Source organism: Bradyrhizobium sp. DOA1, from assembly GCF_001593325.1.
Taxonomy (GTDB): Bacteria; Pseudomonadota; Alphaproteobacteria; order Rhizobiales; family Xanthobacteraceae; genus Bradyrhizobium.
In genome coordinates this window covers 572,104-597,646 of record NZ_JXJM01000001.1, presented here as the reverse complement: position 1 = coordinate 597,646, position 25,543 = coordinate 572,104, and the positions used below count along the sequence as shown (strand labels likewise).

The following is a 25,543-nucleotide window of genomic DNA, read 5'->3' as shown; positions in this document are numbered from 1 at the left end:
GACGCGAGGCGGGTGGCCCTGCCCTATTGGTCAAGCGCGCTGGTCAGGGCCTTTATATTGTGCCTGACCATGTCAATGTAAGTGGGTGCAGGCCCCTTTTCGCCGGTCAAACCGTCGGAAATCAGGGTCCCGCCGACCTTGGCGCCGGTCTCGGCCGCGATCCGCCGGATCAGCCGGTCATCGCTGGTATTCTCCAGGAACACGGCCGGGATTTTCTGCGCCCTGATCTGGCCGATGATGGCGGCGATGTCGCGCGCGCTGGGTTCGGTCTCCGTAGAGACGCCCAGGGGGGCGATGAACCGGATACCGTATTCGGCGGAAAAATAGCCGAAGGCGTCGTGGGTGGAGATCACCTTGCGCCGCTCGGTTGGGATTTTGGCCACGACATCGCGGACTTCGCGATCGAGCGAGTCGAGCTTTTCCAGATAGGCCTTGGCCTGGGCGCGGAAAACATCCGCATCGTCCGGAGCGGCCGCGGCGAGCGCATTGGCGATGTCGGTGACGTAGACCTTGGTGTTCGGGATGGACTGCCAGGCGTGGGGATCTGCGGCCGCGCCTAATTTCAGCGGCGTGATGCCGGCACTCGCAGTCACGACCTTCGCCTTGCTGCCCGCGGACTGCACGAGGCGCGGCAGCCAGCCTTCGAGGCCGAGCCCGTTGACGATGACGAGCTTGGCATTGGCGACGCGCTTCGCATCGGCAGGGGCCGGCGTGTAGACGTGGACGTCGCTGTCGGCGCCGACCAGCGTGGTCAGATTGACCCTGTCACCACCGACATTGCGGACGAAATCGGCCAGGATCGAGAAGCTCGCAACGACGTTGAGCCGCTCGGCGGCATGCAGCGGCGGGGCAATCAGCAACAATACGCAAAGCAGGATGAGCCGCATCGTCATGCTTCCAGATGCCGGCCGGGAAACAGTTGCCGGACGATACCGCCGACGCGGCCGAACAGCACGGAGACCATGTAGAGCACCGTCGCCACGAGAATGATCGCGGGGCCTGACGGCGCACGGGTCTGGAACGACAGCACGAGGCCGGCATAGCCTGAGACGGCAGCAGCAATCACGGCAATGCAGATCATGGCGGTGAGATCGCGCGACCAGAACCGGGCAATGCCGGCCGGCAGGATCATGAGACCCACCGCAAGCAGCGTGCCGAGCGCCTGGAAGCCGTTGACGAGGTTGATGACGACGAGCGCGAGGAAGGCGAGATGCGCTGGCCCGCCGGCGCGGCTGACGGTGCGGAGGAACAGGGGATCGACGCTCTCGATCACCAGCGGACGGTAGATCACCGCGAGCACCAGCAGCGTCACCGTGGCGTTGAAGGCCACGACAAGCAGCGTCTGGTCGTCCATCGCGAGGATGTTGCCGAACAGCACATGCAACAGGTCGATATTGGTGCCCTTGATCGAGACAATGGTGACGCCGAGCGCCAGCGAGGCCAGGTAGAAGGTGGCCAGCGAAGCGTCTTCCTTCAGCCCCGTCGAACGCGCCACCACGCCGGCGAGGATCGCGACCGCGAAGCCGGCGATCAGGCCGCCGGCCGTCATCGCGAACAGATTAAGGCCGGAGAGCAGAAAGCCGACCGCAGCGCCCGGCAGGATCGCGTGCGCCATGGCGTCACCGACGAGGCTCATCCGCCGCAGCATCAGGAACACGCCGATCGGCGCGCCCGCCAGCGCGAGCGCGATCACGGCAGCGAGCGCCCGCCGCATGAACTCGAATTCGGTGAAGGGACCGATCAGCGCGTCATAGATCATTTGAGGTCACGCTGCCTGCGAACGCCCGTCGTCGGCCGCGCAGGCCGCCGCGCTGTCGTCGAAGGCCTCGCACATCCGCATCGCCACCAGCAGATTCTCCGGCGTCAGCACCTCGTCCGTTGGTCCCCACGCCACGGGACCGCGCGCCAGCACCAGCGTCTCGCTGAAATGGGTGCGCACCATCTCCATGTCGTGCAGGGCGGCCAGCACGGTGCGGCCCTCGGCGTGCCAATTCTTCACCAGCGCGAGCAGGTCGGTCGTGGTCTTGCTGTCGATGGCGTTGAAGGGCTCGTCGAGCACGATCAGGCTGGCGTCCTGGAGCAGCACCCGCGCGAACAGCACGCGTTGCATCTGGCCGCCGGAGAGCGTGCCGATCGGGCGGTTCTCGAAGCCGTTGAGGCCGACCGCGGCGATCGCGCGCAAAATCTTCTCGCGCGCGGCCTTGCCGATGCCGCCGAACAGGCCGGTCCCGCGCCACAGCCCGGTGCCGACGAAATCGAACACCGAGATCGGGAAGCTGCGGTCGATCTCCGCGCTCTGCGGCAGATAGGCGATGTCCCTGCTGTCGAGCCCGCCGAGATGGATGCTGCCGTCGAGCGGCTTGAGGATGCCGACGATGCCGCGCAGCAGCGTCGACTTGCCTGCGCCGTTCGGACCGATCACGGCGACCAGCGCGCCGGATGCGACCTCGCCGTTGAGGTGGTGCACGGCCGGATGCCGGTCATAGCCGAGCGTGACGTTGTGGAAGTGCAGCGCCGCCATGGTCACCTCATAGCCAGGAAGACCATGCCCCAGAGCACGGCGCAGACGGCGAGCGCGGCCGCAAGGCGCCCCGCCATGGTCATGCGCAGGATCGACCAGGGTGCCGCTTGGGCCGGATGCGGTGACGCCGCATCATGGACATGGGCATGGGTGTGGTCGTGCCCGTGTGCATGCGCATGGCTATGGGAATGGCCGTGCGCGTGGTCGTGATGATGGGCGTGGGAGGCGGCGGGAACCATTATTTGACGTTATATTATAACATTTCGTCTGTCCACGCCCTGGGCTCAGGGCTTACCAATCAGCATGGCGATGGCGGCTGCCACGAACGGAAATGGCACCGAGACCGCGCAGCGGAACCAGACGAACCGGGCCGGCATGAACGGGATTTCCCACAAGATGACCCGCTGGAAGGCGAACAGGGCCCAAGCGACGACATAGGCCACCACCTGGGGCACGCCGCCGCCCGACTTCAGCGCCACCGTTCCGATGGAGAAGCCGATGACGGGGCCGCCGGGCGTGGCGGCACCGGCGACGACGGCAGAGGCGACTCCGAGCCAGCCGCTATCCGGCCCAAGCCAGCCGGTGATCACCTCCTGCGGGATGATGGCGGCGATGTAGCCGGAGCCGATCACCCCGAGCGCGATCCGCGGCACGATGTTGACGAAGTCCATTGCGCCTTCGCGCAGCGAGGCCACGAACACGGCAGACCCGCGCCGGAAGGCGATCAGGCCGACCCCGAGCACCGAGCCCCACAACAGCATGTCGATGAGAAGCGCTGCGCTCACAACTCATCGTCCTTGGCGGCGGGCTTCGGATACAGCCTGGCATAGACGAAGCGGCCGAGCGCGCCGGCCAGCACCGGCAGCGGCAGCGAGATCAGGATCCGCCACAGCGTGAAATCGGTGCCCATGATCGGGATTTCCCAGGCCACCGCCCGGCCATAGCCGATCAGCGTCCAGCTCACGACCATGGCGATGGTAGCGCCGAAATCGGCGCCGACTGCGAGCAGCGCGCTCGCCACTGGATAGGCGGTGAAAGGACCGCCCGGCAGGATCGCGCCGAAGGCAGTGCCGATCAGCAGGCCCATCAGGCCCGATTTCGGCCCGAGCGAGCGCGAGACCTTCTCGTGCGGCAGGATCTCCGAGATGAGGGCGCCGAGCAGGCAACCGGCCAGCACGCGCGGCAGGATGCCTGAGAACAGCGAGAGGTCGTGGGTGAGAATGTCGAGGACACCGTCGGTGCCGTCACGCCGCCAGACCAGACCGGCGCTCACCGCCACCAGGACCGCGATGATGATGGTGGACCAGCCGATCGGCTTGCGCACGCGCCCCGGCCGCGGCTCGGCGTCGACGTCCTCGGCAGGCGCCGGGTCTTTCGGGGAAGGTTCTGACAACGGGCTCGGATCGGATCGCGGGGGTGCCATCCTGATTAAGGGCGGCATTCCCCCGATGCAAACGATACGATGACAGAGCCGTGCGCGCATCGTGCAGGGCAATTCCGCACAGCAAAAAGGCGGCCGCTGATGCGACCGCCTCGATCCTGTCATTCCGGGGCGCACGAAGTGCGAACTCTGGTGCGCCGTTGCGCATCTGAGAATCTCGAGATCCCGGGTTCGATGCTTCGCATCGCCCCGGGATGACTGAGTGATTGGCTTACGCCTTCTCGAACAGGGACTCGACGTATTCCCAGTTCACGAGGTTCTCGACGAACGCCTTGAGATAGTCCGGGCGGCGGTTGCGATAGTCGATGTAGTAGGAGTGCTCCCAGACGTCGCAGCCGAGGATCGGCGTGGCGCCGTGCACCAAGGGATTCTCGCCGTTCGGAGTCTTGGAGATCTCGAGCTTGCCGTTCTTGACCTGGAGCCAGCACCAGCCGGAGCCGAACTGGCCGACGCCGGCCGCCTGGAAGTCGGTCTTGAACTTGTCGAAGCCGCCGAGGTCCTCGTTGATCTTCTTCTCGAGCTTGCCCGGCAGCTTGGTGCCGCCGCCATTGGGCTTCATCCAGCTCCAGAAGTGGATGTGGTTGTAGTGCTGGCCGGCATTGTTGAACACCGCGGGGTTCTTGCCGAACGAGCCCTTGACGATCTCTTCAAGGGACTTGCCTTCCCATTCGGTCCCCTTGAGCGCGTTGTTGCCGTTGGTGACGTAGGCCTGATGATGCTTGTCGTGGTGATATTCCAGCGTCTCCTTCGACATATACTGGCCGAGGGCGTCATAGGCGTAAGGGAGTGGGGGCAGCGTAAAGGTCATGGGTTCTTGTCCGCAACTGGTGGGGAACGAGTTCTAACGGTCACCCCTTATAGAAGGTTCCGCGGCCGTTAAATACCGCCAATTTGCGAAAACGCGTGATGCGACCGCTTGGCACGATTGCAAATAATCCGGCGCAGGCCGCGGACGATCGCCCGGGCCGGCTGGACGTCGCAAAATATCATTGCCTTTGAAGCGGTTATGACAGAACGAATGCACCGCGGACCGAAGATGCGAGAGACCGAGCAATGAGCATCGAAATCGACATCCTGAACGGCGACGCCTCGTGGCCGATTGCAAAACCGCTGCTCAACGCGGTCTGGAGCCAGGACGCCGCGGAGAAGCCGGCCTGGGCTCACGTCAAATGGGCCAATGCCGATCTGCGCGTGCTGATCGAGACGCCCGAGGACGGCCTCGTGTGCCATGTCGGCATCTATTTCCGCACCGTCACCTGGAATGGGCAGAAGGTCCATATCGGCGGCATCGGCGGGGTCTGCACGCGCGAGGACCGGCGCGGCCGCGGCTACGCGACCCTGGCGATCGACGCGGCGGTGCATACCATTCGCGCCAACGAGGCCGCTCGCTTCGCGCTGCTGTTCTGCGAGCCGCACAATTTTTCGTTCTACGAGACCCGGAGCTGGCTGCCCTTCAAAGGCGAGGTCTATTGCGAGCAACCGGAGGGACGCATCCGCTTCACCCACATGGCGCCCTACGTCTTCAACATCGTCCGCGCGCCGACGCTGGGCACCATCGACCTATGCGGCCTGCCCTGGTGAGCCCTGCGTGAGCGAGGGCTGCGCCGGCCGCCCTGCGTCCTATAATATGTCGATCATCATCTAACATTCCGCCCGGTGAACATGACGATCGACGCCCCCCTAGACGCCGTCCCGCCGCGTGCCCCGGTCGCCTCCCCCATTGCGAGCCTGCTGACCGCGCCGATCCTGCCGACGCTGCTGCGGCTCGCGATTCCCAACATGATCGCGATGGTCGGCAGCACGCTGGTATCGATCGCCGAGACCTCCTATATCGGCCGGCTGGGGACCATCCCGCTCGCCGCGATCGCGCTGGTGTTTCCGTTCGCGATGCTGACACAGATGATGAGCGCGGGCGCGATGGGCGGCGGGGTCTCGTCAGCGATCAGCCGCGCGCTCGGCGCAGGCGATCGCGACCGCGCCGCGACGCTGGCACTGCATGCTGCCATCATCGGCCTCTGCGGCGGGCTGTTCTTCACGGTGATGATGCTGGTCTTCGGCCGCTCCTTCTTCGCTCTGCTCGGCGGCCGCGACCGCGTGCTCGAGGAGGCCAGCGGCTATTCGCAGGTGCTGTTCTCCGGTGCGGTCGCGATCTGGCTCGTCAACACGCTGGCCTCGGTGATCCGTGGCACCGGCGACATGCGCCTGCCGTCGATGACGCTGATCGGAGCGAGCGTGCTCCAGATCGTGCTCGGCGGCACGCTGGGGCTCGGCCTGTTCGGCGTGCCGCAATTCGGCATGCCGGGTGTCGCAAGCGGGCAGCTGATCGCGTTCAGCTGCGCCGCGATCTTCTTCCTCTGGTATCTCCTATCCGGCCGCAGCCGGTTGCAGCTCGATGTCCGCGCCTTCCATTTCGAACGCGCGATGTTCCTGGACATTCTCAAGGTCGGCGCATTGGCCTGCCTGTCGCCACTCCAGACCGTGCTCACCATTCTGATCTTCACGAAGATCCTCGCGACCTTCGGCACCGAGATGCTGGCCGGCTACGGCATCGGCTCGCGGCTCGAATTTCTGCTGATCCCGATCACCTTCGCCTTCGGCATCGCCTCGGTGCCGATGGTCGGCGTCGCGATCGGCGCAGGCCATCTGAAGCGCGCGCGGCGCGTGGCCTGGACTGCGGCGGCGGCCTCGGGATTGACCGTCGGCCTGATCGGGCTCGTGGTCGCGCTCGATCCGTCGCTATGGGTCGCGCTGTTCACGCGCGATCCCGGCGTCACCGCCGCCGCCCACAGCTATTTCCACTGGGCAGGACCGGCCTTCGTGTTCTTCGGCATCGGCGTGTCGCTCTATTTCTCCTCGCAAGGCGCGGCGCGCGTTGGCGGGCCCGTGCTTGCTTCGACGGCGCGGCTCCTGATCGTCGCGATCGGCGGCGTCAGCCTCATGATGGCGCAGGCGCCGGCCTGGACCTTGTTCGCCTTGGTCGGCGGCGCCATGGTCGTGTTCGGGCTCTCGACCGCCGCCTCGGTCGCGTTCGCGCGCTGGGGCAAATGAGCGCAGGCAGATAAGCAAGCAAGTAAACGCAGGAATGTGATTCCCACCAGCGTTGCACTATCCTGCCGGGCTGATATGGAGGCGCCGTCTTTTTTCGGGGGTTCTCCATGTTCAGCAGATTCGCGATTCCCGTCGTCATCCTGGCTGCGCTGCTTGGCGCAACCAGCGCGCAGGCGCAAAGCGCCGACGGGACCTGGCTCACCCAGGCCGGCGATGCGCGCGTCAAGATCAACAAATGCGGCGACGGCATCTGTGGCCACATCGTCTGGCTGCGCGAGCCTTATGACACCGCGACCGGCCAGCCAGCCACCGACAGCAAGAATCCCAATCCTGCGCTCGCCAGGCGTCCGATGATCGGCCTGCCATTGTTCAACGGCATGCAGCCGTCAGGCCCGAACAAATGGTCGGGCCAAATCTACAACGCTGATGACGGCAGCAGCTATGCGAGCAGCGTCACGGTGACGTCGGCGGATTCGCTGCGCGTCGAAGGCTGCGTCGGCGCGCTCTGCGGCGGCGAAACCTGGACGCGCGCAGGACGGTGACAGTCTTCGTGTCCTGGACGCGCTGCGGCACGCAGTGACGCGGCGCAGAGCCGGGACCCACACTGCCATGGGCCCCAGCTCTGCAGCGCGCCGTTTCACGCTGCGCTGCGTCCGGGGGCACGAGAGTCCTTTCACGCCATCATCGCCTTCAGCGCCGTCGCGGCCGAGGCGTAGCCGCCTCGCGCGCCGTCGATGAAGTGCACGTGATCGCTGCGCAGCGCCGATGGCGTGAAGCACGTCATCATCGCCGCGTCCTGCCGATGGAGGCCGTAGCGCACGACGCCGTCGCGCGCGGCCGCCGCGAGCCTATCGCCCAGCGCGCGTTCGAGCTCCGGCGTACAATCGAGGATCATGCGCAATCCGTCGTCATACTTCCTGAAGTCCGAGTTCTCGACCACCTGTCGCTTGTAGACTTCAGGCACGAAGCCCCCGACCTTGAGGTCGAAACGCATGATCAGATAGACGAACAGCGTATAGGCCAGCACACTGGCACGGCGCGCAAGCAGTGAGCCGCCGCGCCGGGTGCGGGCCTCATAATCCAGCCCTTGCGGCGGCCATTTCAGCGGCGGCCCCTGCGGCGGCACCGGGCGGCCGCCATCCGGGCTGCGCTCGACGAGATGGATGACGTCCTCGATCACCTTGCGGAAGGCGGGTGGATCTGCGTCGCGTGCCGGCATCACCAGCACCGACAGGATCGAGCCACGTGAGGCCGGCATCACCTCGAAACGGCAGGACAGGCCGGAGAGGTCGGGCTGCGTGCCGCCGGGCGCTTCAGTCACCGCGAACTCGCCGCGCTTCATGGCGGCATCGGCCCAGGCGAGGCCGCCGCCGGAGAACATCGCATAGGACAAATTGGCCGACGGACCGAAGCGCGCGACGCGCACGTCGAGGCCCTGCGCGCGGATGGCGCTGACCGGCACCAGAGCGACGCGCATCTTCAGATCGAGATCTTCCCGCACCCAGGTCGCGGTCGCCGCCAGCGCCTCCCGGGCAAACTCGACATCGTCAGGCGCAACCGCAAAGCTCGCGCCGTCGCCACCGAACACGAAGGGGAATTCGCGCCCCTGCAACGCGTTCGTCACCGCCGCGATCACGGCGGCGCCTGCCATGTTGACTGCCTTGTACCGCTGCGCCGCGATGGCCTTGGTCGAATCCACGATGTCGGCAACGCCGATGCTCCAATCGTCCGGGAGCGGCGAATACAGCACAGGGTCCATCAGGCTGGTGAAGCCGCGGAAGACCGGAATGCCGCCGTAGAAGGATTCGCTCGATGTCATCGGGTGATGCCGGATGGTTGAGATGGCACTTTGCAAGACAGATACGTGGCAGGATGGACCCGGGTTCGCCGGCTTCCGCGATGCCCCGATCATTGGCCGAGAAAAAGCCGGACAACAAGCCCGCATGCCCGTGCAATGCCGCACAAGCCGCCGGAATTGTCACATGAACGAATTGACTGGGAGAAGCCCGGAGCCCAAGCGCCTAATGCAGCTTCTCGTCCTGGCGCTTGCGCACCGCTGAGGCCGGGACATCATGACATCCGACCAACCGCACGAACTGCTGCGGATACATCTCATGGCCGTGAGCACCGGAATTCTGATGCGACATCGGCTGACAATGGACATCGTCCGGCCTCGCGCGCGATTGCTCTGCTGACGTCCGGCCCAGGTTCGAAGCGGTCATGTTTGGCATGGCCATGGACTGCTCCCTGTCGATTAGGGCAGACCGATTGACGTAACCCAATCGATTGCGGGGCATCTTACGACCAAATCCGGCTGAATGTCATTGCGCCGGATCAACCAATTGTCGCGACCGGGGTTCCGCAAAAGCGTTTTCGAGCGAAGTGGACACCGGTTCGCGTGAAGAAAACGCGTCAAAACAAGAATCTAGAGCTTCGGTTCTGATTCAATCAGCACCGAAGCTCTAGGCCGTATTCCCCGCGTCGATCGTAAACACGGTGCCGGTGACGTTGCGGCCTCCCTCGCCGAGCAGATATTCCACCATGCGTGCGACGTCATCGGTTTCCGGCAGACGGCGCAGCGCGCTGCGGCTGGCGATGCGCTTGCGTCCCTCGTCGGAGAGATTGTGCGTCAGTTCGGTGTCGATGAAGCCCGGCGCGATCGCGTTCACGGTGATGCCGAGCTTGCCGACCTCGCGCGCGAGCGAGCGGGTGAAGCCGGTGGCTGCGGCCTTGGTCGCACCGTAGACGGAGAGGCCGTTATAGCCGGTGGTGGCGATGATCGAGGAGATGTTGATGATGCGGCCTGCGCCGTCCGCCATCATCTGTCGCGCGACATATTTGGTGAGGATGATCGGCGAGAGCACGTTGAGCTGAACCAGCGCCTCGATCTCGGAATTGTGCATGGTGGCGAGCAGGCCCTCGGTGCCGAGGCCGGCATTGTTGACGAGGCCGTAGATCGGGCCAAACTCGTCGCGGACCAGCTTTGCGAAGGCCGGGATCGCGTCGATCACCGCAAGGTCGCAGGCGCGGAAATGCAGGCGTCCTTCGGATACGGCGACCGCCGCCTTGAGCTCCTCGCTCTCGCGTCGCGCGGCCGCAATCACGTTGAATCCGGCAGCGACGAGGCGCCTTGCGATCGCAAGGCCAATGCCGCGGCTGCCGCCGGTGACGAGAACATTATGCATCGGTGCGCGCCAGTTTGCCGGCCGGAGTGACATCGAGAGCCTCGACGAAGCGGATCACGGCCGGCACCTTGTGCGAGGCGAGCTGCGCGCGGCACTGATCCAGGATCTGGTCGCGGATCTCCTTCGCACGCGCCGGATCGCAGCCGTCGGCGAGAATGACGTCGGCGACGACAATGCCGCCGGTGATCGGGCTGCGGCGGGATTTGGCCCGCGACATCCGCACATCGGGATGGCGATTGATCACCGCCTCGATCTCTTCGGGGTGAACCTTCAGCCCGCCGATATTGATGATGCCGCCGCGGCGGCCGACGAAATAATAGCGATCACCGCGCAGCTCGACGATATCGCCGCTGTCGACGAAGCCGTCGTCGTCAGTGAGTGCGGCGGCGTTGCGGCCGATGTAAGCATGGGCCGTGCGCGTCGAGCGGATGCGCAGCGAGCCGTCGACGACTTTCATCTCGACACCATCGCGGCTGCCGAGATAACTGGCCGGAAAACCCTCCAACCCGTCATTGACGGCGAAGCCCACGCCGGCCTCGGTCGAGGCATAGGCATGACCGACGGACGCATCGGGGAATGCCGCCTTCAGGCCGTCGAGCACCGCCTGGTCGGCGATCTCGCCGGAGAGACGGACGTAGCGAGGGGTGAACTGGGCGGCCGAGCCGCTCATCAGGAGCTTGCGCCAGTGCGAGGGCGTGCCGGAGATGTGCGAGACGCCGCGCGCATTCAGCCTTGCGACGTGATCGGCCAGCGCCTCATGCGGGTCCGACAGCACCATGGAGCCGCCGGAGAGAATGGCGCGGAGGAAGATTTGCAGGCCGCCATAGCGGCGGATGTCGTAGAACGTCGCCCACACCGGCGCAGGTCCGCGCGCGGGGCCTTCGGTGACAATCGCGCCGGTGAGCGCTTCCAGCGTATGGCCGGCGATTTTTGGTACGCCCGACGTGCCCGACGTTAGCATCAGCCATTCGGTGGCCCGCTCGGTCCTGACCGGTACGGCCGCTTCGAGCGGCAATTTCGCGGTGACCACCAGCGGCACGCCGATCCCGGTCCAGCGATCGGCCCCGTCAGTGACGACAGCATCGATCGCGGCATCCGCGATCAGCGCGTCGAGATGCGCAGGATTGAGATCGGGCGGACACAGCAGGATGCGACGGGCGATGCCGTCGAGCTCGATCATGGCAAGGCCTGACCGGAGCTGGTCGGACAGCTTGAGCAGCACGGCGCGGCCCGCGAGTTCGTGCAGACGCCCACCCAGAACCGTGTGCGACAGGACGTCCGTCAGCGACACCACATGGTGCGGATCCGAGAGCGTGCGGCCCTTCAGCTCAGCGCCGAGATGGTCGCGAAGCGCAAAGATCTCACGCGGGGACATTTTCGTAGGCCCGCACGAAATCGCCCACGGTGGCGGGGAACGCTGCGTCCTCGGAAATGGTGAAGGGGTCGACGCCGGTCTCGTCCTCGAGACGCGCGACCAGGATCGCGAAGGCGAGCGAATCGAAGCCCGTCTCGTGCAGGGACAGATCGTCCGAGAGCGCGGGAAGCGTGACGTGCTGCTCCTTGGCGATCTGCTGGATCGCGTCAATGATCTTAGACCTTACCGACATGGCTGGCTCGCTTGTTGTTATCTCTTGTTGTTATCGCTCGTTGCGGCGGCTCTTGCTGACCGCCTCCCCATGGCCGTCTGTTTACCCGAGAGAAGTAAATGGCTTCTTGGACAATTCAGATAAAACTGGACCTATCTGCTGATTTTCGCGAGGCTTACAGCCTGATCGTGCCGTCATTGATGCGGGCATAGGCCTCGCTATCGAGCGCGACATACGCCCCGGATTTCGGATCGAGCATGAACAGCGGCTCGGCTATCGCGGCCGGATCGAAGCCCTCGCGCGCGAGCCCTCCCTTCTTCTGCTTGAAGGTCTCGGTCGCATCGATCTCGTGGGAGATGCGGATGAAAACGGGACGCGCATAGGCCGGCAGACGCTGCGCGAGATAGGCGGGCAGCGCGGCGATGTCGAAGCCTTCGTTCACGACGATGGCACTCATGCCGGCGCGGCCGTCGGTGCCGGCAATGCTGATGCCATAGGTGGTGGCGTCGACCACGCCGGTGAAGTCGCGCACGGCGTCATTCACCTCCGAGGTCGCGACGTTCTCGCCCTTCCAGCGGAAGGTATCGCCGATGCGGTCGACGAAATGGAAGAAGCCCTTGTCGTCGAGCCGCATCAGGTCGCCGGTGCGAAACCATGCATCACCCCGGGCGAAGACATCGCGCAAAATCTTCTTCTCGGTCTCGCCTGCGTCGGTATAGCCCTCGAAGCGCCCGCCGCCCTCATCGGCGGTGCCGATGCGGCCGATCGCTTCGCCGGCGTCGCCGCGGGCGCAGGCGATGCAAAAGCCCTCTTCGTTGCGTAGCGGCACGCCGCTGTCGGGGTCGAGCTTGACCAGGCTTGCCGGAAAACGATGCGCCAGCAGCGGCGGAATGCGTCCGATCGCGCCGGGCTGGCCCTCCACGTTGAACAGCGAGAAATTGCCTTCGGTCGCCGCGTAGAATTCGAGGATGCGGGGAATGGCAAAGCGCGCCTGAAAATCCTCCCAGATGTCGCCGCGCAGACCGTTGCCGCAGACGAGCCGCAGGCGATGCCGGTTCTCATATTCCGACGGCGGCGCCTTGAGCAGATAGCGGCAGAGCTCGCCGATATACTGGAACAGGGTGCAGTCGTGCCGGTCGATGTCGGACCAGAAATGCGACGCGGAAAACTTCTCCGCAATCACCACCGAGCCGCCGGCGGCCAGCATGCTGCATGGCGCGACGATGCCGCCGACCGAGTGGAACAGCGGCAGACAGTCGTAAAGCCGGTCCTGAGGCGTCGCGCCGGTGAGACCGGCGAACCAGAAGCCCCAGTTGAGGATGCGGCGGTGACTGATGCTGGCGGCTTTCGGCAAGCCGGTGGTACCCGATGTGTAGATCAGCAGGGCGCGGTCGCTGATCGTGACATCGCCGCGCTCGTCCGGCGAAAGAGAGGCATCGTCGAGCGCCGCCAGCGCAACGTCAATGGCGCGTTCGCTGCGGGCATCGCCATGGCTCCAGACCTTTGCCTGCGTCTTCAAATGCGGCGCTGCGCCGTCGAGCATCGCCGCCAGTTCACAGGCGACGATGATGTGCGACGGCTTCGCGACGTCGATGCAATGCGCGAGCGATGGCCCCACCAGCTTGGTGTTGAGCAGCGCGACAACGCCCCCGACCCGGCTGATGCCGAGCCAGGCTGCGACATAGTCGATGCCGTTCGGCATGATCAGGGCAACGGTGTCTCCCTTGGCCACGCCGACCGAGCGCGCCCAGCGCGCATAGCGATTGATCCGCTTCGACAAGCCTTCGTAGTCAAGCATGGCAGCGTCGGTGACGAGCGCCGCGCGGTCGGGCTGGCGTCGCGCCCAGTCGTCGACGACGTCGGCAAACAGGCGGCCCGGCAGCGTCTCGATCCGCGCAGTGAGCTCGATCGCCTTCAGCCAGATCTTCGACGCCGACGGCGCGCGCGCGGCTTTCGCTTGCTCGATGACACCGGTGGTCATGCCGTTATTCTCTTGGGGCCGTGGCTGCTGGTCCCAAGCTTAGCCCGCACCGCCCTGCCCAGGTGTTAAGGGGCAGGGTAAAAGCCGCTTAGCGCGCGATTAACGCTAGTCATTCCTTACCAAGCCGCCGGCGTCGCAAGACGGTCGGCACAAAGCGGGCGGAATTTGTCGGGATCAGCAGTGACGTCAAGTGGAAGCGCCGATCCGTCCGGTGCTAGCCGGTTCGCCTGTGACGCAAACGCTGCGGCGGCGCGTTGACGGGGTAGTACGGATTGAGATCACAGATCGCGGCGCGCCCCCACGCGGTGGCGCGGCACTGCGGGATGGATGTGAAGGAGCAATCGTACCACTCCCCGCCACCGCCATTCGCGCCGGAATAAACGTGCATGCAGACGGGGTAACGGGGATCGAAAGTCTGCGCATGCGAGGGCGCAATCACGAGCGAGGCGCCGACGGCGAGGAGCAGGCCGAGGGAAGCTCGCGGCGAGAGGATCCGAGGAAAGCGCATCGTGGACCGCTAGTACTGTTGCTTCTGCCGCTTGCGCGGACGCGGCGGGGGCTGGTCGAAGGCGTAATAGGGGTTCAGGTCGCAGCTCGCAGAGCGGCCCGACGCCGTGGCCCGGCACTGCGGGATCGAGGTAAACGAGCAATCATAATAGTCGCCGCCTCCACCGCCGAAGCCGCCGGGCGTGTAGACATGCATGCACACGGGATAACGCGGATCGTAGGTCTGGGCGCTGGCGTCGGCCGCGACGAACAACGTGACAATCGCGGTGAGGGTCAGGATCGGCAAGCGCATGGAGAAATCCTCGCATCGGTCACGGCGCCGGCACGGATGCCGACTGCCTCCTATGGCATAACACCACGCTGGAGGCGACTGTTCCTAGGTACAGATGACGGCAAGGTGAGTGCGGCGATCTCGCAACGCACTCACCGTCGTCGTGGTCGGGCATGACGACCGAACCAGCGGCTACGCGCCGAGCCCCTGCAACACGAGGCGGTTCAGCCTCGCGGCGAACGCGGCCGGGTCTTCCGGCAATTCCCCATCCAGGATCTGCGCCTGTTCGAGCAGAAGCAGGCTGAGATCGTCGACGGCCTTGGAGCCGGCCGGCGCCTTGGTGATCGCACCCACCATCGGATGACGCAGATTGATCTCAAGGATCGGCTTGGTCTTCATGCCGCGGTTCTGCTGCGCCAGGATGCGCTCCAGCTCGCGGCTCGGCCCCTGGCTGTCGGCGACCAGGCAGGAGGCGGAGCTGGTCAGGCGCGTCGAGGCCTTGACGTCGCTAACTCGCTCGCCGAGCGCGGCCTTGATCACCGCGATGGTGGCGGCTTCGTCGGCCTCCGGCTCGTCCTTCTTGGTCTCGTCCTTGTCGTCGAGGCGCGGGATCAAATCGAGGTTGAGATCGCCTTGGCTCAGCGACTTCAGCGGCTTGCCGTCGAACTCCGAGGGCATCGAGGTCCAGAAGGCATCGACGGGGTCGGACAGCAGCAGCACCTCGATGCCGCGCGCGGTCGCGGCTTCCAGCCGCGGATTGGATTTCAGCCGCTCAATGCTGTCGCCGACGAGATAGTAGATCTCGGTCTGGTTCGGCTTGAAATCGGCGATCACCTGCTTCAGCGACCGCTTCTCGCCCGACGTCGTGGTGAAGCGCGACAGCGCCAGCAGCTTTTCGCGACGCTCGAAGTCTTCGTAAATGCCCTCCTTCAGCACCGCGCCGAAGGCGTCCCAGATCTTGACGAAATTGTCCGGATCCTTCTCGGCGAGGCTTTCGAGCTCGGACACGACGCGGGTCGCCACCGCCTTGCGGATCTGCGCCAGCTGCGGATTGTTCTGCAGCATCTCGCGGGAGATGTTGAGCGGAAGATCCTCGCTGTCGACCACGCCGCGGATGAAGCGCAAATAGCCCGGCAGCAGGTCGGCATCGTCGGTGATGAAGACGCGGCGGACGTAGAGCTTGACCCGGCCCTTGCGGTTCGGCTCGAACAGGTCGAACGGCTTGGCAGACGGCGCGAACAGCAGCACGGCGTAGGAATAGCGGCCCTCGGCGCGATAATGCAGCGTCATGGCGGGATCGTCGAAGGCCGTCGCGATCTGCTGATAGGCTTTCTTGTAGTCCTCCGCCGTCAGCTCGCTCTTCGAGCGCTGCCACAGCGCGCTGGCCGAATTGATCTGGCGCGGCTCGCCCTCTTCCGGCACGAGCTCGATGGGAAACAGGATGTTGTCGGAATAGGCCCCGACGATGCGCTCGATCTCGTAGGTTTCGAGATATTTCTTGGCGTCGTCCTTCAGGTGCAGGACGATCTCGGTGCCGCGCGTCACGCGCGCAGCGTCCTCGTCGCCGGCGCGGGCGATCTCGAAGCCGGAGCCGCCTTGGGAGCTCCAGGTCCAGACGTCGCTCTCGCCGGCGCGACGGCTGATCACGACGATCTTCTCGGCGACCATGAAGGCGGAATAGAAGCCGACGCCGAACTGGCCGATCAGGCCGAGGCCGTCCTTTGCTTCCTTCAGCTTCGATACGAAGGCCTTGGTGCCGGAGCGGGCAATGGTGCCGAGATGGTCGATCAGCTCCTGCCGCTCCATGCCGATGCCGTTGTCGGCGATCGTGAGCGTCTTGGCCGTCTTGTTCGGGATGATGCGGATCTTGAGCGCCTCGCCCTCGCCGAGCAGGTCCGGACGGGCGATCGCCTCATAGCGCAGCTTGTCGCAGGCGTCCGAGGCATTGGAGACGAGTTCGCGCAGGAAAATATCGGTCTCCGAATAGACGGAGTGCACCATGAGGTGCAGAAGCTCGGAAACCTCGGCCTGGAATGGCTGCGTATGCACAGCCGTGTCTGACGTCGTCATGCGTTTACCCGGTCAAAACGAAGGGGAAGAAACCCGGGATATAACGCGAAGGGACAGGGGATCAAGTGGACGCGAACGATCGCCCTCGGGGGAGGGCGATCTATCCGGCGTCCTGTGCGGATCAGGTGACGCAGCGGCCGGGCTGGAGCAGTTTCGCGACCTCGGTCAGGGAGCTGACCATCGGCTCGCAGGCGATCGTCGGCTTGTTGCGGTTCTTCTTCTGCGTCTGGTTCTGGAGCAGCACGGGCTGCTTGGCATTGCCGGTCTCGATCACCGCGGGGACCCGCAGCAGCACCGACGTGTCTGCGAGGTCGTTCAGCCGCATCGACACAGTCCGGGTGGCAACGGGCGCTTGCTTGATCTCGGCAAGGCGGTCGGACTTGCCGGTGCGATTGATATTATGGCTCGGGGTCAGGTTCGAGCTGTGGCTGGGTATATCGGCGACGGCCTGCCAGCGGTCGGCCAGATCGTGGCCGGAGGCCAATTGCACCGCGCCGAGCGTCGCAGCAATCGCGACGGCGCCTAAAAATACCTTTTGAATCTGTGACATGGCTGTCGATCCCTCGCCCCATGGCGATCGCGGGAACAACGCGGGCGGAGGACGGGGGGTTCTCGGTGATTACGATCACTTAACCGTGTGCAAAAAATGCCCAGCCTCAGCAAAATATTTCGGAGGAGATGGAACGACTTTCGGGGCCGGGAGTCGTCTCAGCAGCCGGCTATTCCCCCCTGCCCCATAAGCCGGCGACGTAGGGCGCGACTGTGGTGATGCCAGTCGCGCCTTACTTTTTTCTGGGGAAATCTGCTATATTTTGAAAGCCGCCCCACCAACCGCCCCACCATTGTACCTGGGGCCACCCCGCCGGAAGACCTGATCGTTGGCGCTGCTGCACTCACGGTGAAGCAAAGCAGGGAACCCTGCGCGTCATGGCTGATGGGCAGCGCGAGCTCAGGCAGCGTCCAACCATAAAAATTTCGCCCGACGAAGGAAGCCGAACTTTTTCTAATCATCGCTGGTTTTCGCCACCGCACGCGCTGACGCTCATGTGTTCGCATTGACGTTTTTTGGCCGCTCAAGCAACTCTCGTCAGTCGAGTTTGAAAGGCTGGACCTATGCGTCAAGATGCGCGAGAACAAGTCGAGCGGAATCTCCCCACTTCGAAGCCTTCCGACCTAAGAAGAATACGGTTTCCCGAGCGGCTGACCTGTACGATCGATGAAGCGTGCCAAGCCACCGGCCTGGGGCGTACCAAACTCTACGAGTTGATAGGCGCAGGAAAACTGGACACGAGGTCCGTCGGACGTCGGCGGTTGGTGCTTGTATCTTCACTTCAAGCGCTGCTCCAAGTGAATTGCCCAAGCGCCAGCGGAAAAGAGGGGCTCGCTTAAATGGCAATCAGATCCCGGCTTGACTGTTTGTGCCAGCCTGCAGCCGGCGGGCGGGCACTGAAGTCCACAAACTTTAGTCTTCTGAGATGTACCCGCATATCGAATCAGCTGCCATGATGAGCGCGCGTCGAAGCGCGATGTATTTACTAGAGCCAATCCTCGCCACCGCCGGGAAGCGCCCCTTCCTCGTCATCCCCCGCCGCTTGATTGATGCGGGCTCTGAACTGGTCGACAGTCTCGGTCGCGGCCTTCACACGGAAGCGAAGATGCGAAGCGTACCGATGTCGCCTCGTTCACCCACGCTCTCCAGGATTAGGGTCCATGAAGTAGGACAGAGTCGCTCGCAGCTCAACCTGCGCGGCACCAAGCGCGGCCAGTTGCTCCTTCGGCCAAGGCAGACGAGGCAATTTCATGTCACGGGTTTTGGCCGCAGCGTTCCTTCCCACTGAAACAGTTGGAGTTGATCTTCAACGATGAGCGTTAGATCGTTCACCGTCGAGAGGAGGGCCCGCCCAATATCCGGGAGTCCATAGCCATAGCGGCGTACGAGTGCCTGTACTTGCCCCTTCGCGCCGTTGCACGCGTCGATACGAGCTCGCATCTGCAGGCCCGGTAGTGTCTCCAGCCCCTACCCGGGGCGCACTCGGCGGAGTGCACGATCAAGGCGCGGACCGTTTCCGGCCATAGGCCCCGGGCGCGCTACCAAGATTTGCGCAGCCGTCGCGCGGCGTGGGCGGTGGCCGCGCTCGTGTCGCCGAGAGTCGTGAAGTGACGCAGTATTCCTGGCGGAAAATACGTCGTGAGGATCTGCAGGTCATCGATCGGCTGGCCGGGAAGCACTCCGTCGTGCGCGGGTGCTGTCCGGGACAGCACCCGTGCGCGAGGTTGCCACCTTCGAACACGACGTCGGGTTTCACAGGCCATTGCCGGTCCCAAACGACAGAAGTCCTGTTGCGCGGCGATAGCTTGCCGCCTGGGCCATTGGCACCTAACCGGCAAACTCAGGATCGATGACATCCACTTTCTCAGTGTAGGCACCCACCATCGGCGCGTTCCGCGCCTGTGCCGGATGGTCGACCCCCTCGAGGTCATTGCGTGTGAGGCGATCAGTAGGCGTTAGATCCTCGGTGATTGTTTCCCGCGGACAGGATGATCAGGCGCCGCTGATCTCCTCAAAGCAGAGTTGGTCGCCCCCGCTGAGCACGATGTCGGTCGGCCGCAGTGTAGGGCGAGCCACCTCTTTCGCGGGGCAGGACATACGGCCCTTCGGTGCTCCTGCAGGTCGTACGGTAGCTCGCTCTCTGTGGATGTGCTCGCCGGCACGAGAGCGCTGTCTGCAAGCACCGGCCCTGCCACCACCATACGGAATTCAGGGGCAATAAATACTGCTGGAGTTAGTAGGTGTTCTTTCTCGATCGCCATCTAGTTATGCGCCATGCGCACACTAGTTCGCGGCAAAGGAAAACATGATTCAATTTGATTTTGGCACGCTCCGCCGCGCTTCTCTTGCGCTGTCTCTTTTTGCCTGGGGCACGATGGAGACCGGCCGGGCCGACGTTCTGCCGCGGTGCACTGAAGCCTCCGCGCTGGCCGGCCAGAAGAGCGGTCCCGACGAACGGGCGGGACAAACACCGAGTGCGCGGTCTGCAAGCGAGCTGCATCGCTTGCCGCCGGATTCGACCACGATGCATACGCTCCATGTGCCAGGCCGGGTACTCAGCTTTGCTGCGACCGCGGGCTCGATCCGCCTATTCGATGAAAAAGGTGAGCCGCAAGCCGACATCGCCTATACGTCTTATCAGCTCGACGGGACGGACCGCACGACGCGCCCGGTCACCTTCTTCTTCAACGGCGGACCCGGCTCACCTTCAGCTTGGCTCCAGCTCGGCAATGCCGGTCCCTGGCGGCTGCCGATCAACGCCGACGAGGTCACGCCTTCCACTTCTTTGGAGGCGAAGCCTAATGCGGAAACCTGGCTCGATTTCACCGACGTGGAAAGTTACGCGCAAGGCGAGCTCCTGGCCGACCTCCTCAAAGGTGAGGCTGACAGCGAGGCCAGCAACCGTGTCGCCGACAAGATCGCCGCGTTAGCCGGCATCGACCAAGGCCTGACCCGAGGACGTGCTGGCCGCATCGACATTGACGAATTTCGCCGCGAGTTGGATCGCCACAGCGGCAAGGTGACCGGAGGTTATGACGCCTCGGTGAGGGGTTTGGATCCCTATCCGCATTCAGCTGCCCACCGCTTCGGCGACCCCTCGGGTAATGCGCTTGCGCCGCCGATGACGAGTGCTGCCGTCGATGTCCTGGCGCGCAAGCTCAAGTGGCGGCCGGATGGCTCTTACAAACTGTTCAACGGTGCGGTCGGGAAGGCTTGGGATCTCGGCAATAAACGCCCAGAGTCGCTGTCGGAGCTGCGACAGGCTCTTGCAGCTGATGCGAAGATGGAGGTGCTGTTGGGACACGGGCCTTTTGATCTTGTCACCCCCTATTTCGCAACGAAAATGACCCTCGCTCAGTTGCCTGCCTTGGCCTTAGCGCCCCGGGTCACACTCCTGGTCCTCCCAGGCGGCCACATGTTCTACTCACGCGACGCCTCGCGCCAGGATTTTCGCGCAGAAGTCGAGGCAATGATCACGTCGGCGGCAAATTAACTCGCTCACATTCTGAGCCGGCATCTTTGAAGATCCGGAGCACGAGGAGGTCGCCGACATCGCCGAAAGCGAGTGCCGCCTTGCGTTGCATGGGGGCGAGATTCGCCGACGCTTCTGCGCGAGCATGCGGAGCGCAAGGTGCTCCGCATCGTTGTCGAAATGTTCTAGGGTCGCATTCGAGACGGATCCAAGCGCATGAGTGAACAATTCGCTCGACGAAGCTCGAAGGCGCCCCTCATTGCGGCAGATGAACGCTTGACCAGCCATGCCGTGTTGGGCGCGACGATCGGCAATATGCTCGAATTCTACGATTTCGGGACGTACAGCTTTTTCACCATCCAGATCGGTCACGCGTTCTTCCCGGCGAAGGATCAGTTCGCCAGCCTTATGCTGTCGCTCGTGACCTTCGGAGCGGGTTTCGTGACCAGACCCATCGGGGCCATTGTGATCGGCTCGTATTCGGATCGAGTCGGACGCCGGCCCGCAATGACCGCCAGTTTTGTCATGATGAGTGCCGCGATACTTGTGTTGGCTGTGACGCCCTCGTACGACACGATAGGGATCGCCGCTCCGTCATTGGTTATTTTCGCGCGTTTGGTGCAGGGCTTCGCCCTGGGAGGCGAAGTCGGTCCGACGACCGCCTATCTGATGGAAGCGGCCCCGGCCGGACGCCGGGGCCTTGCCGTCGCGTTTCAGCCTGCCAGCCAACAAATAGCTGCAACGGCCGGAGCGCTGGTCGGAGAAATACTCTCCCTCACCATGACAACCGAGGCGCTGGATGCCTACGGATGGCGGATCGCGTTTCTGCTGGGTGCCTGTACGCTGCCGTTTGGACTTTGGTTGCGCTGGAGGCTGCCCGAAACTCTGCACGGACCTGAAGGGCCGGCTCTCGCCGTCGAGCCTGCAAGAAAATTTCGTGCCAGCCGCCGCATGATGAGCTTGGGATTGGTCATTTTGGCCAGCTGCACGATTATCAGCTATGTCACGGAATATATGACGACTTATGCGCTGCACACCCTGCAGGTTGCCGCGCCTCTCGCCTTTGCGACCACTGTCGTCAGCAATGCAGTAGGCATTGCTGCGGCACTCCTGGGGGGGTGGCTCGCAGATCGGGCCGGACGCCGGCCCATTATGATATGGCCGCAGATCGCCGCGCTGCTGATGACCTATCCGGTGTTCTTGTGGATCGTAGATAGCCGCAGTCCCGTAGCGCTTATCGGAGGTCTCGGCGCGCTCACCCTCGTCGGAACGATTCCGTATAGCGCCTTCTATGTCGCTATGGCCGAAGGGTTGCCCAAGAGCATCCGCGGCGGCGCCTTCGCGACGACCTACGCTGTTGCGATAGCGATCTTCGGGGGCACAGCTCAACCCGTCGTCGCTTGGCTGACCCACGTTACTGGGAACGCGCTGGCGCCCGCTTGGTACATGCTTGTCGCTACCGCGGCCGGGCTCTGCGCCATGCTGATGATGCCCGAGACGGCACCGCCGAAAATTCGGGCCGCCGCGACCACGCGGAGCCCGTAGCAGCTTTGGACAATGCGATAACGGGGTTACGGCTCCAGCCAGGTTCCAATCTCACGACGCGCGCATCGGTTTCCGCACTTGCGGAGCCGGCCTGCTAGACGAGGGCCAACGCGACGATGCCGGAGGGTAGGCGCCGCGCCTGTAGTGACGTAAGCTTGCGTCCAGCCGGAATCGATTACTTTCACCCGTTCGTTCGAAGTTGGCGCGCACCGATTTCGATCCAAAGTCGGCAAGAGCATCTCTTTCCGCTGAGCGTCCATTCGTGCTCCATGGGACCAATTGCCTGATCAGGCCGTTTTGCTGCAAGCACTGCATTGCAGCATAGCCGTATCAGACTAAGTCGGTCGAACCTGGTACCGCCCTGGCTAGATGTCGAAACGTTTCGGAAACTGCTTCATATCGCCGTCGGTTGCGATGAGGATGGCATTGTTGGCTAATGGCGTATCGCGCACCCTTGTTATACAGTCTGGTAAGCGCAAGTCACTGTAAGGGCGTGAAATGGATGCTTGGTGCGGCGGTCGCTGTTGGACCGAAACATGATCCCTCTCTACTGCATCTATATCCAGATGCTACAGTTCCGCAGCACGACGAAACCCGTAGCAGCGTGTTTAACAAAAGCCGTTCGTTCTCTCAGGATAAATGCGCCCCTTCACCCATCTGCTATCGAACGGTTGAAGACGGGCAAGGTTCTTAATTTCGATACGAGAATTGTCGCCTTCGAATCTTGAAAAGCACAAGGAATCTGCACTGCTCTACTCAAACCCTGTGAAAGAATGAGAAGTAGTGGACCTTATTGTCAAAGCATTGAATTACAGCCTGTAATATTGCAGGTGCCTAGTCCCCCAACTTGCAAACACCGGGCTATCGCCCGCTAGCCGTAGTACTCTTGGATCATCTGAACGGAAGTGCTCATGTCGCGGACCATTTCGAAAACTCCCACGCCGTTCCGCACTGCATTCACGGCATAGAACTGCCGTAGGCTGTACACCATGTACTTTTCAGCGAAGCTATACGCGACGTGCGGAGCGTATGTGAATGCAAGCCACCAAGTTGAGTAGTTGAGACGATAGCGTTCCGCCAGCAAGCTCCGATGATGCTGTCTTCCACCCGAAGCAGGCCATGAGGGGCAATGATGAAAAAAGAGAAGGAAAAAACAGCAAAGAAGGGCGGAGCGAAGCACGAATTCTTCGTGGTAAATCTGACCAAAGAAAAGCTTAAAGGGCATGTTTTGTGGAAAAGTAGCGGCAACGAGGTCAAGGTCGATGTCGAAGGCCTTGAGCCTGGCAAGCGTTCGCTGCGAAAGCAGTTTTATCCATCCAGTTGCAATAACTATTGGCGCTGGTCGGAACGAGACAGGGAGTACCAGGCGAGCAGCGACCATGGCTATACCTATGCTATTGTAACCGTCAGTAACAATGGAATCCGGGTGCTTGCTACCGACACGAGCCCGGATACATGGAAATGGTAAGGCATGACGCGACATGTCAGCTGCTAATCCTGACTTTGCATGTCTACTTCCATTCCAGGATGCGCTGGACGCCGACGCAGAATAAACGTCCAGATTGCAGACAATATCGAGCTTGATTCGAGAACGGCGCGGCCGACGGCTTGAACGTCATGCCGCGATGGCTACCCAACGGTTTCGTCCTGTCCGCCGTGCAAGTCGTTCCTCCTGCGGAAGGGCGGCACTGTTCGTGAGGGCTAAGCCGATGACTTTCGCATTATGCCCTGAGCATTCGGCGAGCGTCTTCGCTAGGTCAACGCCGCGACCATCTTTCGACGGCGGCGTGCCAGACCTCGTTGGCGATTTTTGTCGTGCAACCGTTTGACGCTCTAGAACGTTGCCTCGACCTTACTGTGTCGGCGCCTTTGCCGTCTGGCCCGATCGGTCTATCTAGCGCGGCGACCGTTGTCAGACCGCGACTGCGTCTTTACCAACCCTGAGCGGTGACGCTTTAACCGACTCGGTAGCCGGCTTGGCGGCAAATTCCATCGGGTCCTTCGTGAGCTGTCTGTCTTATAAACCCGCTAACGAGGCCTGCAGGGAGATTTGATCCCTTTCAAGACATCGACGATTCAGTTCGTGCAGCCCTAGCCGGCGCACGCGGACAGGGCGATCCCTGGACGCGGTATTGGTTGCGATGTTCTGTATTAGATCTAGCTCTTCGCCAAGCAACAAGCAGAAGGAGCTCAAACAGAGAGCTGCGGAACAACCGCAGCAAGGAACCTGGCGCTAGACAATACTCGCCACATGACCGCGATGACCGATACGCCTGCGCCCGCTATGTAAACAGCCGCGGGCTCGCTCCCCTTCGGCATGACGGCGCCCGCCGAGCACGGAGCGCGCCTGCGGAACGGATGGGCACGAGCATGACAGGTGCGATTCTGCCGGCAACTCTTGCTCTTGCCGCGGAAGGCGCCGCTATTGACGTTGAAGGGAGCCAGGCCGGCGAGTGCCGCCACCTGCTTCGGTCCGACCTTGCCGAGTTCCGGCATCTGCGCAATCAGCTGCACGCAGGCCGGGGGACCCAGGCGAGGCGGTGAGAATCAGCTGGGTGTCATCCGAGATCTCCGGCTCGGCCTTGATCAATGCGCTGATGTCGGCCTCGATCTTCGATCTCGCTGTCGAGGACCTCAATGAGACGGCCGATACAATCGGCCATGGCGCGGTCGTCGGCCTCACTGCGTCTGTTCTTTTCCTGGGCGCGCATGAGAACCGGTTGATCCCGCCGTTTTACAAGCCTCACCAAGGCATGGCGGCCCGGTTGGCCGCCGGCTCGGTCGCCGGCTGCATGGCGCTGCCAGCATGCGTGCATCGATCTGATCGGTCTTGGCGAGCTGGCCGCTGGCGCGCGCAAAGTCGCGGGCCCGGGCTGGGGCAAGCCGGTGCCGGCCTTCCTCAGCGCCTTCCGAAGCCCGGGGTCATAGACACCTGTGACCTCGAAGACGACCAGCACATCGCATCGCCAACGCGCCACGATCTGTGGGATGGCCTGCGTCGCGTTGGCGATGCGCTCCGGCACGCCGAAGCCGTCATCGAAGATATCAAGAAATTGTTTGCAGACGTCGAATATTGCCCCTCTTCAAGGCCGTGGCGCGCCATTCTACATCTCACGCCTCTGCACCAGCAATCCGGTGGGAATTGCTGCCGCACTGCCGGCGGCTGGCAGATCTCGCCGGACGCCAGCACATCAAGCTACAGCCGCAGACCATGCATTGCTGATGACTTATCCCATGTTCTTGTGGATCGCCGAGAGCCGCAGGAGGCTTCGGCGCGCTCACTCTTGTCGGAACCATTCCATATAGCGTCTTCTATCTAAGTATGAGCGAAGGTTTGCCCAAGAACATTCGCGGGGGCGCCTTGAA

The 25,543-nt window shown here is 63.3% G+C and carries 25 protein-coding genes and 1 pseudogene; 8 read left to right on the top strand and 18 right to left on the bottom strand.

Going from position 1 to position 25,543, the window contains the following annotated elements:
• Positions 1 to 23: 23 nt before the first annotated feature.
• From SE91_RS02750 to SE91_RS02720, 7 genes are all read right to left on the bottom strand, one after another.
• A complete protein-coding gene (locus tag SE91_RS02750) occupies positions 24 to 887 on the bottom strand; it encodes a metal ABC transporter solute-binding protein, Zn/Mn family (RefSeq protein ID WP_061850890.1) in 864 nt (287 codons plus the stop codon).
• A 2-nt stretch (positions 888 to 889) separates the two neighbouring features.
• Positions 890 to 1,759 (bottom strand): metal ABC transporter permease, encoded by an 870-nt coding sequence (locus tag SE91_RS02745; protein WP_061846482.1) that lies wholly within the window; start codon positions 1,757 to 1,759, stop codon positions 890 to 892.
• A 6-nt stretch (positions 1,760 to 1,765) separates the two neighbouring features.
• A complete protein-coding gene (locus SE91_RS02740) occupies positions 1,766 to 2,521 on the bottom strand; it encodes a metal ABC transporter ATP-binding protein (protein WP_008543734.1) in 756 nt (251 codons plus the stop codon).
• Positions 2,522 to 2,523: 2 nt separating this feature from the next.
• Entirely contained in the window at positions 2,524 to 2,760 is a 237-nt protein-coding gene (locus tag SE91_RS37430; protein ID WP_061846481.1) for a hypothetical protein, read from the bottom strand.
• 45 nt (positions 2,761 to 2,805) lie between these two features.
• Positions 2,806 to 3,306: a hypothetical protein gene (locus SE91_RS02730; RefSeq protein ID WP_061846480.1), complete on the bottom strand. Its 501-nt coding sequence runs from the start codon at positions 3,304 to 3,306 to the stop codon at positions 2,806 to 2,808.
• A complete protein-coding gene (locus tag SE91_RS02725; RefSeq protein ID WP_061846479.1) occupies positions 3,303 to 3,914 on the bottom strand; it encodes a permease in 612 nt (203 codons plus the stop codon). The genes SE91_RS02730 and SE91_RS02725 overlap by 4 nt, the downstream gene beginning before the upstream one ends.
• Before the next feature lie 259 nt (positions 3,915 to 4,173).
• The gene (locus tag SE91_RS02720; protein ID WP_061846478.1) at positions 4,174 to 4,770 is read right to left on the bottom strand and encodes a superoxide dismutase; all 597 of its coding nucleotides are present in this window, start codon (positions 4,768 to 4,770) and stop codon (positions 4,174 to 4,176) included.
• A gap of 245 nt (positions 4,771 to 5,015) precedes the next feature.
• On the opposite strand from SE91_RS02720, the gene SE91_RS02715 reads away from it, so the two are divergent.
• The 3 genes from SE91_RS02715 (at position 5,016) to SE91_RS02705 (ending at position 7,552) form a co-directional block, all read left to right on the top strand.
• Entirely contained in the window at positions 5,016 to 5,543 is a 528-nt protein-coding gene (locus SE91_RS02715; RefSeq protein WP_061846477.1) for a GNAT family N-acetyltransferase, read from the top strand.
• Between the two features lie 81 nt (positions 5,544 to 5,624).
• Entirely contained in the window at positions 5,625 to 7,010 is a 1,386-nt protein-coding gene (locus SE91_RS02710) for an MATE family efflux transporter (RefSeq protein ID WP_061846476.1), read from the top strand.
• A 107-nt stretch (positions 7,011 to 7,117) separates the two neighbouring features.
• Positions 7,118 to 7,552 carry a DUF2147 domain-containing protein gene (locus SE91_RS02705; protein WP_061846475.1) on the top strand — a complete coding sequence of 145 codons (435 nt, stop codon included), beginning with the start codon at positions 7,118 to 7,120 and terminating at the stop codon, positions 7,550 to 7,552.
• 131 nt (positions 7,553 to 7,683) lie between these two features.
• Here the strand turns inward: SE91_RS02705 and SE91_RS02700 are convergent, their stop codons facing one another.
• The 10 genes from SE91_RS02700 to SE91_RS02660 all read right to left on the bottom strand — a co-directional run bounded on the left by SE91_RS02700 (position 7,684) and on the right by SE91_RS02660 (position 17,160).
• A complete protein-coding gene (locus tag SE91_RS02700; protein ID WP_061846474.1) occupies positions 7,684 to 8,829 on the bottom strand; it encodes a DUF3095 domain-containing protein in 1,146 nt (381 codons plus the stop codon).
• 202 nt (positions 8,830 to 9,031) lie between these two features.
• Entirely contained in the window at positions 9,032 to 9,247 is a 216-nt protein-coding gene (locus SE91_RS37425; RefSeq protein ID WP_008543704.1) for a hypothetical protein, read from the bottom strand.
• Positions 9,248 to 9,472: 225 nt separating this feature from the next.
• Positions 9,473 to 10,195 carry an SDR family NAD(P)-dependent oxidoreductase gene (locus tag SE91_RS02690; RefSeq protein WP_008543702.1) on the bottom strand — a complete coding sequence of 241 codons (723 nt, stop codon included), beginning with the start codon at positions 10,193 to 10,195 and terminating at the stop codon, positions 9,473 to 9,475.
• Positions 10,188 to 11,570: a class I adenylate-forming enzyme family protein gene (locus SE91_RS02685; protein WP_061846473.1), complete on the bottom strand. Its 1,383-nt coding sequence runs from the start codon at positions 11,568 to 11,570 to the stop codon at positions 10,188 to 10,190. Before SE91_RS02685 ends, SE91_RS02690 begins: the two co-directional genes overlap by 8 nt.
• The gene (locus SE91_RS02680; RefSeq protein ID WP_061846472.1) at positions 11,557 to 11,802 is read right to left on the bottom strand and encodes an acyl carrier protein; all 246 of its coding nucleotides are present in this window, start codon (positions 11,800 to 11,802) and stop codon (positions 11,557 to 11,559) included. Before SE91_RS02680 ends, SE91_RS02685 begins: the two co-directional genes overlap by 14 nt.
• Positions 11,803 to 11,956: 154 nt before the next feature.
• Entirely contained in the window at positions 11,957 to 13,762 is a 1,806-nt protein-coding gene (locus tag SE91_RS02675; RefSeq protein WP_061846471.1) for a long-chain-acyl-CoA synthetase, read from the bottom strand.
• Positions 13,763 to 13,976: 214 nt separating this feature from the next.
• Positions 13,977 to 14,270: a DUF3551 domain-containing protein gene (locus tag SE91_RS35010; RefSeq protein WP_008543697.1), complete on the bottom strand. Its 294-nt coding sequence runs from the start codon at positions 14,268 to 14,270 to the stop codon at positions 13,977 to 13,979.
• Positions 14,271 to 14,279: 9 nt separating this feature from the next.
• Positions 14,280 to 14,561, bottom strand: coding sequence for a DUF3551 domain-containing protein (locus SE91_RS02670; protein ID WP_008543696.1), 282 nt, complete (start codon positions 14,559 to 14,561; stop codon positions 14,280 to 14,282).
• Between the two features lie 171 nt (positions 14,562 to 14,732).
• Positions 14,733 to 16,610 carry a molecular chaperone HtpG gene (gene htpG / locus SE91_RS02665; protein WP_061846470.1) on the bottom strand — a complete coding sequence of 626 codons (1,878 nt, stop codon included), beginning with the start codon at positions 16,608 to 16,610 and terminating at the stop codon, positions 14,733 to 14,735.
• Between the two features lie 121 nt (positions 16,611 to 16,731).
• Positions 16,732 to 17,160 carry a hypothetical protein gene (locus SE91_RS02660; RefSeq protein ID WP_061846469.1) on the bottom strand — a complete coding sequence of 143 codons (429 nt, stop codon included), beginning with the start codon at positions 17,158 to 17,160 and terminating at the stop codon, positions 16,732 to 16,734.
• 563 nt (positions 17,161 to 17,723) lie between these two features.
• Between SE91_RS02660 and SE91_RS38205 the strand changes: the two genes are divergently transcribed.
• From SE91_RS38205 to SE91_RS34995, 4 genes are all read left to right on the top strand, one after another.
• A complete protein-coding gene (locus SE91_RS38205; RefSeq protein ID WP_082813650.1) occupies positions 17,724 to 17,999 on the top strand; it encodes a helix-turn-helix domain-containing protein in 276 nt (91 codons plus the stop codon).
• Positions 18,000 to 19,534: 1,535 nt separating this feature from the next.
• Positions 19,535 to 20,653: a hypothetical protein gene (locus SE91_RS02650; RefSeq protein ID WP_502687170.1), complete on the top strand. Its 1,119-nt coding sequence runs from the start codon at positions 19,535 to 19,537 to the stop codon at positions 20,651 to 20,653.
• A 195-nt stretch (positions 20,654 to 20,848) separates the two neighbouring features.
• Entirely contained in the window at positions 20,849 to 22,177 is a 1,329-nt protein-coding gene (locus SE91_RS02645) for an MFS transporter (RefSeq protein ID WP_061846468.1), read from the top strand.
• 1,129 nt (positions 22,178 to 23,306) lie between these two features.
• Positions 23,307 to 23,645 carry a hypothetical protein gene (locus SE91_RS34995; protein ID WP_197489413.1) on the top strand — a complete coding sequence of 113 codons (339 nt, stop codon included), beginning with the start codon at positions 23,307 to 23,309 and terminating at the stop codon, positions 23,643 to 23,645.
• A gap of 932 nt (positions 23,646 to 24,577) precedes the next feature.
• Here SE91_RS34995 and SE91_RS38200 read toward each other — a convergent pair.
• Positions 24,578 to 24,685: pseudogene (locus SE91_RS38200) on the bottom strand (IS110 family transposase); the annotation flags it as partial.
• Positions 24,686 to 24,732: 47 nt separating this feature from the next.
• Here SE91_RS38200 and SE91_RS38195 point away from each other — a divergent pair.
• The gene (locus SE91_RS38195) at positions 24,733 to 25,497 is read left to right on the top strand and encodes a hypothetical protein (RefSeq protein ID WP_502687125.1); all 765 of its coding nucleotides are present in this window, start codon (positions 24,733 to 24,735) and stop codon (positions 25,495 to 25,497) included.
• The last annotated feature ends 46 nt before the right edge of the window (positions 25,498 to 25,543 follow it).

What these genes read in the sequence shown, in the direction of transcription:
- SE91_RS02750 (WP_061850890.1), bottom strand. Translation starts at nt 887, where the DNA reads ATGCGGCTCATCCTGCTTTGCGTATTGTTGCTGATTGCCCCGCCGCTG.
- SE91_RS02745 (WP_061846482.1), bottom strand. Translation starts at nt 1,759, where the DNA reads ATGATCTATGACGCGCTGATCGGTCCCTTCACCGAATTCGAGTTCATG.
- SE91_RS02740 (WP_008543734.1), bottom strand. Translation starts at nt 2,521, where the DNA reads ATGGCGGCGCTGCACTTCCACAACGTCACGCTCGGCTATGACCGGCAT.
- SE91_RS37430 (WP_061846481.1), bottom strand. Translation starts at nt 2,760, where the DNA reads ATGGTTCCCGCCGCCTCCCACGCCCATCATCACGACCACGCGCACGGC.
- SE91_RS02720 (WP_061846478.1), bottom strand. Translation starts at nt 4,770, where the DNA reads ATGACCTTTACGCTGCCCCCACTCCCTTACGCCTATGACGCCCTCGGC.
- SE91_RS02715 (WP_061846477.1), top strand. Translation starts at nt 5,016, where the DNA reads ATGAGCATCGAAATCGACATCCTGAACGGCGACGCCTCGTGGCCGATT.
- SE91_RS02710 (WP_061846476.1), top strand. Translation starts at nt 5,625, where the DNA reads ATGACGATCGACGCCCCCCTAGACGCCGTCCCGCCGCGTGCCCCGGTC.
- SE91_RS02705 (WP_061846475.1), top strand. Translation starts at nt 7,118, where the DNA reads ATGTTCAGCAGATTCGCGATTCCCGTCGTCATCCTGGCTGCGCTGCTT.
- SE91_RS02700 (WP_061846474.1), bottom strand. Translation starts at nt 8,829, where the DNA reads ATGACATCGAGCGAATCCTTCTACGGCGGCATTCCGGTCTTCCGCGGC.
- SE91_RS37425 (WP_008543704.1), bottom strand. Translation starts at nt 9,247, where the DNA reads ATGGCCATGCCAAACATGACCGCTTCGAACCTGGGCCGGACGTCAGCA.
- SE91_RS02690 (WP_008543702.1), bottom strand. Translation starts at nt 10,195, where the DNA reads ATGCATAATGTTCTCGTCACCGGCGGCAGCCGCGGCATTGGCCTTGCG.
- SE91_RS02685 (WP_061846473.1), bottom strand. Translation starts at nt 11,570, where the DNA reads ATGTCCCCGCGTGAGATCTTTGCGCTTCGCGACCATCTCGGCGCTGAG.
- SE91_RS02680 (WP_061846472.1), bottom strand. Translation starts at nt 11,802, where the DNA reads ATGTCGGTAAGGTCTAAGATCATTGACGCGATCCAGCAGATCGCCAAG.
- SE91_RS02675 (WP_061846471.1), bottom strand. Translation starts at nt 13,762, where the DNA reads ATGACCACCGGTGTCATCGAGCAAGCGAAAGCCGCGCGCGCGCCGTCG.
- SE91_RS35010 (WP_008543697.1), bottom strand. Translation starts at nt 14,270, where the DNA reads ATGCGCTTTCCTCGGATCCTCTCGCCGCGAGCTTCCCTCGGCCTGCTC.
- SE91_RS02670 (WP_008543696.1), bottom strand. Translation starts at nt 14,561, where the DNA reads ATGCGCTTGCCGATCCTGACCCTCACCGCGATTGTCACGTTGTTCGTC.
- htpG (WP_061846470.1), bottom strand. Translation starts at nt 16,610, where the DNA reads ATGACGACGTCAGACACGGCTGTGCATACGCAGCCATTCCAGGCCGAG.
- SE91_RS02660 (WP_061846469.1), bottom strand. Translation starts at nt 17,160, where the DNA reads ATGTCACAGATTCAAAAGGTATTTTTAGGCGCCGTCGCGATTGCTGCG.
- SE91_RS38205 (WP_082813650.1), top strand. Translation starts at nt 17,724, where the DNA reads ATGCGTCAAGATGCGCGAGAACAAGTCGAGCGGAATCTCCCCACTTCG.
- SE91_RS02650 (WP_502687170.1), top strand. Translation starts at nt 19,535, where the DNA reads ATGGAGACCGGCCGGGCCGACGTTCTGCCGCGGTGCACTGAAGCCTCC.
- SE91_RS02645 (WP_061846468.1), top strand. Translation starts at nt 20,849, where the DNA reads ATGAGTGAACAATTCGCTCGACGAAGCTCGAAGGCGCCCCTCATTGCG.
- SE91_RS34995 (WP_197489413.1), top strand. Translation starts at nt 23,307, where the DNA reads ATGATGAAAAAAGAGAAGGAAAAAACAGCAAAGAAGGGCGGAGCGAAG.